10 protein-coding genes and 1 pseudogene are annotated in these 14,927 nt (G+C 61.6%); 8 read left to right on the top strand and 3 right to left on the bottom strand.

Annotated features, from left to right (window positions below; all coding sequences use genetic code 11):
* Positions 1-35: 35 nt before the first annotated feature.
* Complete coding sequence (locus tag ELQ88_RS18215; protein WP_138966795.1) at positions 36-2,384, bottom strand: tetratricopeptide repeat protein; 2,349 nt, start codon at positions 2,382-2,384, stop codon at positions 36-38.
* Positions 2,385-2,596: 212 nt separating this feature from the next.
* Here ELQ88_RS18215 and ELQ88_RS18210 point away from each other — a divergent pair, with 212 nt between their 5' ends.
* Complete coding sequence (locus ELQ88_RS18210) at positions 2,597-3,268, top strand: DUF3313 domain-containing protein (RefSeq protein WP_138966793.1); 672 nt, start codon at positions 2,597-2,599, stop codon at positions 3,266-3,268.
* A gap of 130 nt (positions 3,269-3,398) precedes the next feature.
* On the opposite strand, the pseudogene ELQ88_RS18205 reads toward ELQ88_RS18210, so the two are convergent.
* Positions 3,399-3,767: pseudogene (locus tag ELQ88_RS18205) on the bottom strand (spermidine synthase); the annotation flags it as partial.
* Between ELQ88_RS18205 and ELQ88_RS34345 the strand changes: the two are divergent.
* Both ELQ88_RS34345 and ELQ88_RS34340 read left to right on the top strand, forming a co-directional pair.
* On the top strand, positions 3,768-4,049 hold the full coding sequence (locus tag ELQ88_RS34345) for a hypothetical protein (RefSeq protein WP_178084701.1): 282 nt from the start codon (positions 3,768-3,770) through the stop codon (positions 4,047-4,049).
* Positions 4,050-4,091: 42 nt separating this feature from the next.
* Positions 4,092-4,406: an S-type pyocin domain-containing protein gene (locus ELQ88_RS34340; RefSeq protein WP_228761534.1), complete on the top strand. Its 315-nt coding sequence runs from the start codon at positions 4,092-4,094 to the stop codon at positions 4,404-4,406.
* Positions 4,407-4,515: 109 nt separating this feature from the next.
* Here ELQ88_RS34340 and ELQ88_RS18195 read toward each other — a convergent pair whose 3' ends face one another.
* On the bottom strand, positions 4,516-4,941 hold the full coding sequence (locus ELQ88_RS18195; RefSeq protein WP_138966791.1) for a YciI family protein: 426 nt from the start codon (positions 4,939-4,941) through the stop codon (positions 4,516-4,518).
* A 264-nt stretch (positions 4,942-5,205) separates the two neighbouring features.
* Between ELQ88_RS18195 and tpx the strand changes: the two genes are divergently transcribed.
* From tpx to ELQ88_RS18170, 5 genes are all read left to right on the top strand, one after another.
* Entirely contained in the window at positions 5,206-5,706 is a 501-nt protein-coding gene (tpx, locus tag ELQ88_RS18190) for a thiol peroxidase (RefSeq protein ID WP_128870767.1), read from the top strand.
* Between the two features lie 178 nt (positions 5,707-5,884).
* Positions 5,885-7,201 carry an MdtA/MuxA family multidrug efflux RND transporter periplasmic adaptor subunit gene (locus tag ELQ88_RS18185; RefSeq protein WP_128870766.1) on the top strand — a complete coding sequence of 439 codons (1,317 nt, stop codon included), beginning with the start codon at positions 5,885-5,887 and terminating at the stop codon, positions 7,199-7,201.
* Positions 7,198-10,302 carry an MdtB/MuxB family multidrug efflux RND transporter permease subunit gene (locus tag ELQ88_RS18180; RefSeq protein ID WP_138966790.1) on the top strand — a complete coding sequence of 1,035 codons (3,105 nt, stop codon included), beginning with the start codon at positions 7,198-7,200 and terminating at the stop codon, positions 10,300-10,302. Before ELQ88_RS18185 ends, ELQ88_RS18180 begins: the two co-directional genes overlap by 4 nt.
* Positions 10,299-13,406: an efflux RND transporter permease subunit gene (locus ELQ88_RS18175; protein WP_138966788.1), complete on the top strand. Its 3,108-nt coding sequence runs from the start codon at positions 10,299-10,301 to the stop codon at positions 13,404-13,406. Before ELQ88_RS18180 ends, ELQ88_RS18175 begins: the two co-directional genes overlap by 4 nt.
* On the top strand, positions 13,403-14,884 hold the full coding sequence (locus ELQ88_RS18170; RefSeq protein WP_138966786.1) for an efflux transporter outer membrane subunit: 1,482 nt from the start codon (positions 13,403-13,405) through the stop codon (positions 14,882-14,884). The genes ELQ88_RS18175 and ELQ88_RS18170 overlap by 4 nt, the downstream gene beginning before the upstream one ends.
* Positions 14,885-14,927 lie beyond the last annotated feature (43 nt).

The raw sequence follows: 14,927 nt of genomic DNA, 5'->3' as shown, positions 1-14,927 counted from the left end.
AGGCTGCGATCTTTTGATTGTCCCTGTACCGAAAATCACTTCAACGCCGGATCACCCATGTTCATCTTCTTCCAGCCCTGCAACAACACCTGCGCCTTCGGTTCCTGCCCGTTCTCCAGGTAATACTGGATCAGCGCCAACCGCGCATTGCGATTCGCCGGCTGCTCTTTCAACAGTCTTTCCAGCTCATGGCAGGCGTCATCGACCTTGCCACTGTCGTGCAACGCCACCGCGAGGACATAGCCGTATTGGGCGTTCTGCGGCTCCAGTCGAGCGGCTTTACGCAGGGCCGGCATGGCCTGGTCCGCCTGGCCGGCACGAATCAGCGCCAAGCCTTGGGTATGTTGCAGCAGGGCGGCGTCCGGATGCTCTTTCAGGCTCTGTTGCAGCAGCGCCTGGGCTTCCTGAGCGCGCCCGCCGGCTTCCAGCCATTGCACCAGCGTCACCAGCGCCGGGTGGAAGTCCGGATCGCGCTTGAGGGCTGTGCGCAGCAGCGCTTCTACTTCGCCGCCGCGCCCGCTGGCCTGATAGAGCATGGCCAGGTTGAGGTTGGCTTCGGCGCGTTCGGCCAGGCTTTTCTGCACGGTTTCATACTCGGAGATGGCCGCGTTCCAGTTGGCCTGGGCGTTGCCCAAACCCGTGCGGGCCACACTGAGCAAGTCCCGGGCCGCGACGATGCGCACGGCCTTCACCGGATCCCCCAGCAATGGCGTCAGCCGCGACGCACGCTCCGCCGGTGGCAGGAACGCGCTGATTGCCCGCACAGCGCTTTCGCGCACTTGCGGCGCCGGGTTGCTCAAGTCCCGGGTGGCGAGGTTCAACGCCTGCTCACTGGGATACAGCGGCAATTCGGCCAACAAGGTCGCACGCTGGATCGCCGGCAGATCGCTGCGTTGCAGCTGCTCGTACAAGGCTTGCGCCGCGCCGGGCCGGCCGTTGCGGATCAGCCACAGGCTCTCGTCGTAGCGTGGAGCCAGGGCGGTGGTGGCACTGTTCCAGAGCTTGAACTGTTCGGTGACCTTGTCGCCGGCCTTGCCCTGGTGACAGGTCAGGCAGGCGTCCGGGGTGCCGAGTGTTTTCGCGCGCACAGGGTCGGGAATGCTGAAACTGTGGTCATGGCGAAAGTCATTGCCCATGTAGAACTTGCCGGGCATGTGGCAATCCACGCACTGCGAGCCGGGCTGGCCCACGGGGTGGCGGGTGTGGTCGATTGAATCGTAGTTCTTTGCCTGCAGGCCCTTGCCATCGACGCCTGCCACCGAGGTGTTGCCGGCGCTGTTGTGGCATTGCAGGCACACGCCATTGCCGGGGGCCTTGAGTTGGGTGCTGTGGGGGTTGTGGCAGTTGCTGCAACGCACGCCCTTGTCGAACATTTTGCTCTGGGTGAACGACCCGTGTTCGAACACCTCGTCCTTGATCTTGCCATCCAGGGCGTACAACTCGCGGGTCAGGGTACTTGGCAGGTAATCGTCCATCAAGCGCTTGCCGACGGTGAAGCCATCGCCCAAGGGGGCGCGGCGGGCGTGGCAGCGGGCACAGGTCTCGAGCTCGACGGTGGCGTCCTTGTCCTTGAGGTCGATGGCAAAACCGGCGTGGCTCAGGTCGCCTTTGCTGGCGGTCCACGCCAGGTGACCGGACGCCGGGCCGTGACAGGCCTGGCAGCCGACACCGAGGCTGTTCCAGTGACTGTCGAAGGTGTTTTTGACCGGATCGAAATTGCGTTTATAGCCGGTGGTGTGGCATTCGACACACATGAAATTGGCGTTCTGGCTGGGCTTGCTCCAGTGCAGCGGGTCTTTGAAGTTCACGCCTTGGCCCGGATAGAGGTGAAACCAGCGCTGTTTTTCGCTATCCCAGGCCACGCCAAACGCTTGCAACCGACCTTCGCCGACCTCGATCAGGTACTGCTGCAACGGCGCTATGCCGAAGGTGTAGGCCACCTTGAAATCGGCGTTCTTGCCATCGATGCCAGGGGTGTTGACCCAGAATTCGTCGTTGTTGCGCAAGAAACGGGTGGTTTCATTTTCGGCCTTGAAGGTGACGTTATTGAAGTCACCCAGCATCGTTTTGGCAGTGGCGGGCTGCATCGCCAATTGGTGATGGGAGCCTTGCCAATCCTTGACTTGCTCGCTGTGGCAGCCTTGGCACTGTTGCTCATCGACCATTTTCGCCGGTGCCGGGGCAACCGGTTGCGGCTTCACCGGTACGGTGACGGGCGCAGTGACCACGGCCGTGGGAGCCTGTTGGCTGCTGAACAAAAACCAGCCGATGCCCGCGACGGCCATCAGCAATAAACCTATGGTGACGGGAAACAGATAACGGGCAATCAGGGGCGGAGCTGAATCGGGGGTCGGTGCAGGCGCTTTATTTTTATGTTTCGGCATTGCGACTTCCATAGTCCGGGTGCATTTACCGTCAGGCGCGCGTTAGAGCTGGATGCAGCTTTGCCGGATGGCCGCCGTCTGTCAAATGTCGGCTGTGATCCGGTGGCGGTAATGGCGCAATAGTGTGATTTTCACTGCAAAAGGCGCTGCATTGGCTATACCTGTAAGACCCTTGTTTGTACCCTTGTCGAACCGCTTACAGGAGTTACAGCATGAAGTTTGCATTAATGATGAGCACTCTGTGCATTTCCTCGATCGCAATGGTGGGCTGCTCCAGTAAAGTCGTGGAGCCGGACCAGTATTCGGGGTTCCTCAAGGATTACAGTCAGCTCAAGGAAGCCCAGTCACCCTCGGGTGCTACCGTGATGCGCTGGGTCGATCCCAAGCTCGACATCAACAAGTACCGCAGTGTCTACATTGAGCCGACCCAGCTCTACCCCAAGCCCCAACCGACCGCGAAGATCCCCCAGGGCACCCTGAGCGGCATCACCAGTTATTACGATCAGGCGCTCAAGCGTGAAGTGGGTAAATCCCTGCCGCTGGCGGCGGGCCCCGGCCCCGGTGTGCTCGTGGTGCGTGCAGCGATTACCGCTGTCAGCAGCAAGACCGAGGGCCTGAAGCCTTATGAAGTGATCCCGATTGCCCTGGTGGCTGCGGCGGTGAGTACGGCAAGCGGTATCCGCGATCAGGAAACCGACCTGGCCACGGAAGCGGTGTTCCTTGACGGCGGCAACAACAAAGTCCTGGCCCAGGTCGTGCGCAAAGGCACCGGCAAGCCGCTGGAAAACGAGTCGCAGGTGATGAAGGCCGATGATGTGAAAGGTGTGATCGATGGTTGGGCCGCGGATTTGCATCAGTCTTATCTGAAGCTCAAGTCCAAGTGATGTAGTGGGGCTGAGGGCCTCTTCGCGAGCAAGCCCGCTCCCACAGGGATTGGTGTCGTACCTAGCAGTTGGACACTACACAACACCCTGTGGGAGCGAAATTGCAGGCGCCGCATCACTCCCCGACAAATCACCGGAAATACGGATTCCCCCCATCCCCGCGCATCACCTCGCGAATATCCCTGGCCCAGGCATCCCGGTCGCCGTCATAGGCATGCAGGCTCGCCCGATAAAACTGCATCAACCGCTGCTGGTGAGCGTTCATGCGCTCATTGAAGCCCGTGTCCGCATTCGCCAGCACTGGTGGCTGACGCAGGTCCAGAAGCGTCGGCAACACCCGGGTAATCTCCTTGGAACGGACCCACGGCGCATATTCGATCCGCGGCTGGTCGTCGGTGACCGCGGGCGCGTCAGCGGCAAAGCGCTCAAGGCCGGCACGATCGGTGACCCAGGTCGCCAGTAACGCCGCGGCTGAAACGATGCCCACGTCCTGCAAGGTTTGGCTGTTACACCGTCCGAGGTTCTGGACATCCCGTCAGGTGTCGATTTACGCATCCAGGACTGCATCGTTTGCGTGCCCGGCCTGCCGCCGACCTATCTGTCCTTCAGTTTGCCGCCGATGGGGGCGGGCGTCGTCACCGGCATCGGACAACCGGCAACTACTGACTGGTGGCGTTCGGTCTCCCCGACGCAGGGGGCAGCCATTCCCGCTCAGATCGGCGATCAGTTTCGAGGTCGGGATTTCAAGTCGTTCGAAGCCTTCGACAAAGCCATGTGGTAAACGCTCGGATAGCATCACCTGCTTGCCTCTGCATTCGATGAGGTGAACAAAAAACGCATCGAACAAGGCTTCGCACCCTACGCACCGAAAAGCACGTGGGTCGGTGAACACCGTGAGTTCGAATTGCGCTATCAGGAACGGGCGGAGTTCTGGTCTGATCCGGCCACCCTCGAAAGAAGTGTTCCCGCAGCACCAACGGTATCGCCTCGCCTGGGGTTTGTTCAATCCTCGCCAGTGCCCACCCTAGAGCCTCTTGCGGGCGAAGGGAAAGACCTGCGGATCGACGATTATATCGTCGTCTTTCCCTCCGAATCAGAGCTTGACCCGCTGTACGTCATATTCACAAGTCGACGGTGAGCATCCGGTTCAACCGGTGCAGTGGGAAGCGTTCGATCACGTCCATCGCCAACTGCAAAGGTCCGGGCGTGATCGCGCTACCGTTTAGCACCCATTCAGGCTCACTGAGTCAGGGCTTCTTCATCTGCTCGCGCAGTCGTTCTTCCTGCTCGCGCAGTTTCGAGGTGAATTCGTCACCGAAATCCTCGGCCTCGTACACCTGGCGGATCTCGATCTCGGCGTCGGTGCCTGGCATAGGGTTGGGGCAGCGCTTGACCCAGTCGATCGCTTCCTGTTTCGACTTCACCTGCCACAACCAATAGCCGGCGATCAGCTCTCTGGTTTCGGCGAACGGGCCGTCGATCACCGTGCGCTGGTCGCCCGAGAAGCGCACGCGGGCGCCCTTGCTGCTGGGCTGCAGGCCGTCGCAATCGATGAGGATGCCAGCCTTGGCCAGTTCCTCGTTGAAATTGCCCATCGCGGTCATCAGTTCTTCGCTGGGCAGGATACCGGCTTCGGAATCCGGGCTGGCTTTCACAAAAATCATGAATCGCATGGTTTTGTCTCCGCTGGAGTTGAGTGACTCGGTTCTAGTCGAATGACCCTGTCCTGAATCGACAACACTGCAAACGAAAGATCACTGCAAATTGTCCTGAGACCCAGGCTTCCTGTAGGCGCCGGATGAGCCGCGGATTTTTGTATCCAGTTTTGCGGCTAACTGAATGACAATTTGTATCTGGGCATAGGTCGCCAGACCATTTCATGGTTAACTTCGGCCTCGTCACAAATCTCCACATCAACGATCAGAAGGACTACGTTCATGGCTCAAGTCACTCTTAAAGGCAACCCGGTACAAGTCAACGGCGAATTGCCACAAGCCGGTTCCAAGGCGCCAGCCTTTTCCCTGGTGGCGGGCAATCTGTCCGACAAGACCCTGGCAGACTTCGCCGGCAAGCGTAAAGTGTTGAACATCTTCCCAAGCGTCGACACCCCGACCTGCGCTACCTCCGTGCGCAAGTTCAACGCCCAGGCCAGCGACATCGCCAACACCGTGGTGCTGTGCATCTCCGCTGACCTGCCATTCGCCCAGGCCCGTTTCTGCGGCGCCGAAGGCCTGGACAACGTGCAGAACCTGTCGACCCTGCGCGGTGCCGAGTTCATTCAGAACTACGGCGTGGCGATTGCCGATGGTCCGCTCAAGGGCCTGACCGCCCGTGCCGTCGTGGTGCTGGACGAAAACGACAACGTGCTGCACAGCGAACTGGTCAAGGAAATCGCTGACGAACCGAACTACGACGCAGCACTTGCCGTTCTGAAATAAGTATTCCCTTACAATTGTTAACGGCCTGGCCCTGTCCAGGCCGTTTTCATTTGTGCTTCAGTGCCTTAGACAAACCTCCTGATACGTAAGCGAAAGGTAAATTGCCGGTAAAGGCGCTTTGCTAAACGCCCTCCAGTGCTTATCGTTCAGCCTCCCGTAGAAAAAGCCCACGCGCCCAATGGTTGATCAATCAATGCAATCCTCTGCTTCCCGTAATCCCCGTCGCTGGCTGTTCGGCCTGCTCGTGCTGTTGGTCATCGCCGTCCTGTGCTGGAAATTCTGGCCCGGCGGGGCTGCGCCAAAAGAAGGCGCGGGGCAAAAAGCCGTGGCCGGGCACACCGGTCGGTCCGGGGGGATGCGTCCGGGTTTCGGTGGCGCGGCCGGCCCGGTACCGGTGCGGGTGGCACCGGCGGTGAAGGGCGACTTCCCGCTGTACTACAAGGCGTTGGGCACCGTGACGGCGCAGAACACCATCAATGTACGCAGCCGGGTCGGCGGCGAACTGATCAAGATAGCGTTCGAAGAAGGGCAGATGGTCAAGGCGGGCGATCTGCTGGCCGAGATCGACCCGCGGCCCTACCAGAACGCCCTGCTGCAGGCCGAAGGCACCTTGTTGCAGAATCAGGCGCAATTGAAGAATGCCCAGGTCGACGTTGAACGCTACCGCGGCCTGTATCGCGAAGACAGTATCGCCAAGCAGACCCTGGACACCGCCGAAGCGCTGGTGGGTCAGTATCAGGGCACGGTCAAGACCAACCAGGCGGCGGTCAACGACGCCAAGCTCAATCTCGAATTCACCCGGATCCGCGCACCGATCACCGGCCGCGTGGGCCTGCGTCAGCTGGACGTCGGCAACCTGGTCGCCGCCAATGACACCACGGCGCTGGCGATCATCACCCAGACCCAGCCGATCAGCGTGGCATTCACCTTGCCGGAAAACAGCCTCGACGTGGTGCTGGCTCGCTACCGCACCGGTGCCAAGCTGCCTGCCGAAGCCTGGGACCGCAGCGACACCAAACTGCAGGCCACCGGTGTGTTGCAGAGCCTCGATAACCAGATCGACGTCACCACTGGCACCCTGAAATTCAAGGCTCGCTACGAGAACCGCGATCAGGCGCTATTCCCCAATCAGTTCGTCAACGTCCACCTGCTGGCCGACACGCTGAAAGACGTGGTGCTCGCACCCTCGGCAGCCATTCAGTTCGGCACCAACGGCACCTTCGTCTACGCGATGGACGGCGACAAGAAGGTCACGATCCGCCAGCTGAAAGTCGGCGCCAGTAACGGTGACAATACCGTTATCACCGAGGGCCTGGCCGCCGGTGATCGGGTGGTGCTGGAAGGCACCGACCGCCTGAAGGAAGGCAGCGAAGTGGAAGTGGTCAACGACAGCAAGGATGTACCGACCACCCCGACCGAGCACCTGCAAGGCAAATCGGCGGCGACCTCGGCTGAGCCCGCGACCACCGACAAGGCGAAAAAGGGCGGCGCATGAACATTTCGCGGCTGTTCATCCTTCGCCCGGTCGCCACGACCCTGAGCATGCTGGCCATTATTCTGGCCGGTGTGATTGCCTATCGGCTGCTGCCGGTGTCGGCCTTGCCCCAGGTCGATTACCCGACCATTCGCGTCATGACGCTGTACCCCGGCGCCAGCCCGGATGTCATGACCAGCGCCGTGACCGCGCCACTGGAGCGTCAGTTCGGGCAGATGCCCGGCCTGACCCAGATGGCCTCGACCAGTTCCGGCGGCGCTTCGGTGCTGACCCTGCGGTTCAGTCTCGACATCAACATGGATGTCGCCGAGCAGCAAGTGCAGGCGGCGATCAACGCCGCGACCAATCTGCTGCCCACGGACCTGCCGGCGCCGCCGGTGTACAACAAGGTCAACCCGGCGGACACCCCGGTGCTGACCCTGGCCATCACTTCCAAGACCATGCTGTTGCCCAAGCTCAACGATCTGGTCGACACCCGCATGGCGCAGAAAATCGCCCAGATCAGCGGCGTCGGCATGGTCAGCATCGCCGGCGGCCAACGCCAGGCGGTACGGATCAAGGTCAACCCCGAGGCCCTCGCGGCCAACGGCCTGAACCTGTCCGACGTGCGGACCCTGATCGGCGCCTCCAACGTCAACCAGCCCAAGGGCAACTTCGACGGCGCGACCCGGGTGTCGATGCTCGATGCCAACGACCAGCTGACCTCGCCCGAGGATTACGCCAACCTGATCCTGGCTTACGCCAACGGCGCACCGCTGCGGCTCAAGGACGTGGCAGAGATCGTCGACGGCGCCGAGAACGAACGATTGGCGGCCTGGGCCAATGAAAACCAGGCGGTGTTGCTGAACATCCAGCGCCAGCCCGGTGCCAACGTCATCGAAGTGGTCGACCGGATCAAGGCCTTGCTGCCGAGCATCACCGACAACTTGCCGGCGGGTCTCGATGTGACGGTGCTCACCGACCGCACCCAGACCATCCGCGCCTCCGTCACCGACGTGCAGCACGAATTGCTGATCGCCATTGCCCTGGTGGTGATGGTGACCTTCCTGTTCCTGCGCCGCGCCAGCGCCACGATCATTCCGTCGGTGGCCGTGCCGCTGTCGCTGATCGGGACCTTCGGCGTGATGTACCTCGCCGGTTTCTCGGTCAACAACCTGACCCTGATGGCCCTGACCATCGCCACCGGTTTTGTGGTGGACGATGCGATCGTGATGCTGGAGAACATTTCCCGCTACATCGAAGAGGGCGAGAGCCCGATGAATGCGGCGCTCAAGGGCGCCAAACAGATCGGTTTCACCCTGGTGTCCCTAACCCTGTCGCTGATCGCGGTATTGATCCCATTGCTGTTCATGGCCGACGTGGTGGGACGCCTGTTCCGCGAATTTGCGATCACCCTGGCGGTGGCCATCCTGATCTCGCTGGTGGTGTCCCTGACCTTGACCCCAATGATGTGCGCGCGGCTACTCAAGCGTGAACCCAAGGAGGAAGAGCAGGGCCGTTTCTACCGTGCCAGCGGCGCAACAATTGATTGGATGATCGCGGCTTACGGGCGCAAGTTAAAGTGGGTTCTCAAGCATCAACCATTGACGTTGCTGGTGGCCATCGGCACCTTGGCGCTGACCGTGTTCCTGTACATGGTGGTGCCCAAGGGCTTCTTCCCGGTGCAAGACACCGGGGTGATCCAGGGTATTTCCGAGGCGCCGCAGTCGATTTCCTTTGCGGCCATGAGCGAGCGGCAACAGGAACTGGCCAAGGTGATTCTCGCCGATCCGGCGGTAGAGAGCCTGTCGTCCTACATCGGGGTCGACGGCGATAACTCGACGCTCAACAGCGGCCGGCTGCTGATCAACCTCAAGTCCCACAGCAACCGTGACCTGAGCGCGACCGAAGTGATAACGCGCCTGCAACCCGAGCTGGACAAGCTGACCGGCATTCGCCTGTACATGCAGCCAGTGCAGGATTTGACCATCGAAGACCGGGTCAGCCGCACCCAGTACCAATTCAGCATGTCATCGCCAGACTCGGAGTTGCTGAGCCTGTGGAGTGGCCGCCTGGTGGACGCCCTGGCCCAACGGCCGGAGCTGACCGACGTCGCCAGCGACTTGCAGGACAAGGGCTTGCAGGTCTACCTGGTGATCGATCGTGACGCGGCGTCGCGGGTCGGGGTATCCGTGTCGAATATCACCGACGCGCTGTACGACGCCTTTGGCCAGCGGCAGATTTCCACCATTTACACCCAGGCCAGCCAGTACCGCGTGGTCCTGCAATCCCAGGCCGGCGAGAAGATCGGCCCGGACGCGCTGAACCAGATTCACGTCAAGACCACCGATGGCGGGCAAGTGCGCCTGTCCAGCCTGGCGCGCATCGAAGAGCGCCAGGCGCAACTGGCGATCACCCACATCGGCCAGTTCCCGGCGGTGATGATGTCGTTCAACCTGGCACCGGGCGTGGCGCTGGGGCATGCGGTGGAGATCATCGAACAGGTGCAGCAGGACATCGGCATGCCGATCGGCGTGCAGACCCAGTTCCAGGGTGCGGCCGAGGCGTTCCAGGCCTCGTTGTCGAGCACCTTGCTGTTGGTCCTGGCGGCGGTGGTGACCATGTACATCGTGCTCGGCGTGCTGTACGAAAGCTATATCCACCCGATCACCATTCTCTCGACCTTGCCCTCGGCGGCGGTCGGCGCCTTGCTGGCGCTGCTGTTGAGCGGCAACGACCTGGGGATGATCGCGATCATCGGCATCATCTTGCTGATCGGTATCGTGAAAAAGAACGCGATCATGATGATCGACTTCGCCCTCGACGCTGAACGCAATCAGGGCCTGGACCCGGAGACGGCGATCTATCAGGCGGCGCTGCTGCGCTTCCGGCCGATCCTGATGACCACCCTGGCCGCGTTGTTTGGCGCGGTGCCGTTGATGCTGGCCACCGGTTCCGGGGCTGAATTGCGCCAGCCGTTGGGCCTGGTGATGGTCGGCGGTTTGCTGGTGAGTCAGGTGCTGACGCTGTTCACCACCCCGGTGATCTACCTGTACTTCGACCGCCTGGGCCGTCGTTGGGGGCGCAAGTCCGAGTCCGTGGAAGTGGTTGAGCAGCCATGAACCTCTCCGGACCTTTCATCAAGCGCCCGGTCGCGACCATGTTGCTGAGCCTGGCGATCATGCTGCTGGGCGGGGTGAGCTTCGGCCTCTTGCCGGTGTCGCCGCTGCCGCAAATGGACTTCCCGGTGATCGTGGTCCAGGCCAGCCTGCCCGGCGCGAGCCCGGAAGTGATGGCCTCGACCGTGGCTACGCCGCTGGAGCGTTCCTTCGGGGCGATTGCCGGGGTGAACACCATGAGCAGCCGTTCCAGCCAGGGCTCGACCCGGGTGATCCTGCAATTTGACCTCGACCGCGATATCAACGGCGCGGCGCGGGAAGTGCAGGCGGCGATCAACGCCTCACGCAACCTGCTGCCCAGCGGGATGCGCAGCATGCCGACCTATAAGAAGGTCAACCCGTCCCAGGCGCCGATCATGGTGTTGTCGTTGACCTCGGACGTGCTGGAAAAAGGCCAGCTCTACGACTTGGCCTCGACCATCCTGTCCCAGAGCCTGTCCCAGGTGCAGGGCGTTGGCGAAGTGCAGATCGGCGGCAGCTCCTTGCCGGCGGTGCGCATCGAACTCGAGCCCCAGGCGCTGAACCAGTACGGCGTGGCCCTGGACGATGTGCGCAACACCATCGCCAATGCCAACGTGCGCCGCCCCAAGGGTTCAGTCGAGGACGGTGAGCGGTTATGGCAGGTGCAGGCCAACGATCAACTGGAGAAAGCCAAGGACTACGAGTCGCTGATCATCCACTACGCGGATGGCGCGGCCCTGCGCCTGAAGGATGTGGCCAAGGTCAGCGATGGCGTCGAGGACCGCTACAACAGCGGTTTCTTCAACGACGACGCGGCGGTCTTGCTGGTGATCAACCGCCAGGCCGGCGCCAACATCATCGAGACGGTCAACGAGATCAAGGCCCAGTTGCCGGCGTTGCAGGCGGTGCTGCCGGCCAGCGTCAAGCTGAACCTGGCGATGGACCGTTCGCCGGTGATCAAGGCGACCCTGCACGAAGCGGAGATGACCCTGTTGATTGCCGTGGCGCTGGTGATCCTGGTGGTGTTCCTGTTTCTGGGTAACTTCCGCGCGTCATTGATTCCGACCCTGGCCGTACCGGTGTCGCTGGTTGGCACGTTCGCGGTGATGTACCTCTATGGCTTCTCACTGAACAACCTGTCGCTGATGGCGCTGATCCTGGCCACCGGGCTGGTGGTAGACGACGCCATCGTGGTGCTGGAGAACATATCCCGGCACATCGACAAAGGCGTGCCGCCAATGAAAGCGGCGTATCTGGGGGCCCAGGAAGTCGGTTTCACCTTGCTGTCGATGAACGTCTCGCTGGTGGCGGTGTTTCTGTCGATCCTGTTCATGGGCGGGATCGTCGAAAGCCTGTTTCGCGAATTTTCCATCACCCTGGCGGCGTCCATCGTGGTGTCGCTGCTGGTCTCGCTGACGCTGACGCCGATGCTCTGCGCCCGCTGGCTCAAGCCGCACATCCCGGGCCAGGAAAACCGTCTGCAGCGCTACAGCCAGCGGGCCAACGCCTGGATGGTGGGCAAATACGCCACCAGCCTCGACTGGGTGCTGCGTCACCGCCTCCTGACGCTGCTCAGTCTGTTTGTGACAGTTGGCGTTAACATCGCGCTGTATGTCGTTGTTCCTAAAACGTTTATGCCTCAGCAGGACACTGGTCAGCTGATCGGTTTCGTGCGCGGTGACGACGGCCTGTCGTTCAGCGTGATGCAGCCGAAAATGGAAATCTTCCGGCGCGCAGTGCTCAAGGATCCGGCGGTGGAAAGCGTCGCCGGCTTCATCGGCGGCAACAACGGCACCAACAACGCCTTCATGCTGGTACGCCTGAAACCGATCAAGGAACGTAACCTGTCCGCGCAGAAAGTCATTGAACGCCTGCGCAAGGAAATGCCCAAGGTCCCCGGTGCGCAGCTGATGCTGATGGCCGACCAGGACCTGCAGTTCGGCGGAGGCCGTGAACAGACCAGCTCGCAATATTCCTACATCCTGCAAAGCGGCGATCTGGGAGAGTTGCGCGAGTGGTACCCCAAAGTCGTGGCCGCGCTCAAGGCATTGCCGGAACTGACGGCGATTGACGCCCGTGAAGGTCGTGGCGCCCAACAGGTCACGCTGATTGTCGATCGCGATCAGGCCAAACGCCTGGGCGTCGACATGAATATGGTCACCTCGGTGCTCAACAACGCCTACAGCCAGCGGCAAATATCGACGATATACGACAGCCTCAACCAGTATCAGGTGGTGATGGAGGTCAACCCCAAATACGCCCAGGACCCGATCACCCTCAATCAGGTCCAGGTGATCACCGCCGACGGCGCGCGCATTCCGTTGTCGACCATCGCTCATTATGAAAACAGCCTGGAAGACGATCGGGTCAGCCACGAAGGCCAGTTCGCCTCCGAGAGCGTTGCCTTCGACATGGCTGAAGGCGTAACGGTGGAGCAGGGCACGGCCGCCATCGAGCGGGCGATTGCCAAGGTCGGCTTGCCTGAAGCCGTGATCGCGAAAATGTCCGGCACCGCCGATGCGTTTGCCGCCACCCAGAAGAGCCAGCCGTGGATGATTCTCGGGGCGTTGGTGGCGGTCTACCTGGTGTTGGGCGTGCTGTATGAAAGCTACATCCATCCGCTGACCATTCTCTCGACCTTGCCGTCGGCCGGGGTGGGCGCACTGCTGTCCATCTATGCGCTGGGCGGCGAGTTCAGCCTGATCTCGTTGCTCGGCCTGTTTTTGCTGATTGGCGTGGTGAAGAAAAACGCCATTCTGATGATCGACCTGGCCCTGCAGCTCGAACGGCATCAGGGCCTGGAACCGCTGGAATCGATTCGCAGTGCCTGCCTGCAACGGTTGCGGCCGATTCTGATGACCACGCTGGCCGCCATCCTCGGTGCGTTGCCGTTGCTGCTGAGCCGCGCCGAAGGGGCGGAAATGCGTCAGCCCCTGGGCCTGACCATCATCGGCGGGTTGATCTTCAGCCAGGTGCTGACCCTCTATACCACCCCGGTGGTCTACCTCTATCTCGACAAACTGCGCCATCGCTTCAATCACTGGCGTGGAGTGCGTACCGATGCTGCTCTGGAAACTCCGCTATGACTGACCGTTCGCTGTTCAACCTGGCTGCACCCGCGGTCACGGCCCGAGGTTCGCGTTTACTCAGCCTGTCGCTGTGCGTGGCGCTGCTCAGTGCCTGCGCCATCGGCCCGGATTACCAGCGCCCGGCAGCCGCTGCGCCGGTGCAATACAAGGAAGCGGCCGGCTGGCGCCAAGCCAATCCGAGCGATTCCCTGGCCCGCGGTGCCTGGTGGGAACTGTATGGCGATCGACAGCTCAATGACCTGATCGTGAAACTCAACAGCGCCAACCAGACCGTCGCCCAGTCCGAAGCCCAATACCGTCAGGCCCAGGCCTTGGTACGCAGTGCCCGTGGAGCGTTTTTCCCCACCGTGGACCTGACTGTCGGCAAGGATCGTTCGAGCCAGGGCACCGGCAGCAGCAGCTCAAGCCTGACCAGTACCTCCAGTGGTATCCGTGACACGTACACCGCCCAGGCCGGGGTCAGTTGGGAGGCTGACGTCTGGGGCAAATTGCGCCGGGGCCTTGAAGCCGACACGGCCAACGCCGAGGCGAGTTTTGCCGATCTGGCGGCGATGCGCCTGAGCCAGCAATCGGAACTGGTGCAGAACTACCTGCAATTGCGGGTGATCGATGAGCAGAAGCGCCTGCTTGAAGCGACGGTCGAAGCCTATCGGCGCTCGCTGACAATGACCGAAAATCAATACCGTGCCGGGGTTTCCGGCAAGGACGCGGTGGCCCAGGCCACCACTCAGCTCAAGAGCACCGAAGCCGAGATGGTCGATCTGATCTGGCAGCGCGCCCAGTTCGAGAACGCCATTGCCGTACTGATCGGGTTGGCGCCGGCGCAGTTCAGCCTGGCCGAGACCCAGGACATCCCGGCCTTGCCGCAGGTGCCGCTAGCCCTGCCGTCGCAATTGCTGGAACGCCGCCCGGACATTGCCTCCGCGGAGCGTTCGGTGATGGCGGCCAACGCCAACATCGGCGTGGCCAAGGCGGCTTATTATCCGGACCTGACGTTGAGCCTGAACGGCGGTTACAGCAGCAGCACCTCGAACAACTGGTTCAGCGTGCCTAACCGCTTCTGGTCGGTCGGACCGCAACTGGCGATGACCCTGTTCGACGGGGGCCAGCGTTCGGCGGAAGTCGACCGCAGCGAGGCCGCCTACGACGAAACCGTGGCCAACTACCGCCAGACCGTGCTCGATGGTTTTCGTGAGGTGGAAAACTACCTGGTGCAACTCAAGGTCCTGGAAAACGAGGCGGGTGTACGCCAGGAAGCACTGGACGCGGCGCGTGAATCGCTGCGTCTGATCCGGAATCAGTACAAGGCCGGGGTGATTGCTTATCTGGACGTGGTGGTGGTGCAAGCCACTGCATTAAGTAACGAACGTAACGTGCTGAATTTGTTACAGAGTCGGTTGATTGCCAGCGTGCAACTGATCGCTGCCCTGGGTGGCGGATGGGATGGCGCACTGCAGGTGAGCGACAACCTGTAGGAGCTGGCTTGCCAGCGAAGGCGTCCGTTCAGGCAATGAATGT

Source organism: Pseudomonas sp. MPC6 (assembly GCF_006094435.1).
Taxonomy (GTDB): domain Bacteria; phylum Pseudomonadota; class Gammaproteobacteria; order Pseudomonadales; family Pseudomonadaceae; genus Aquipseudomonas.
The sequence above is the reverse complement of the archived record's forward strand: the minus strand, read 5'-3'. Positions and strand labels throughout refer to the sequence as shown.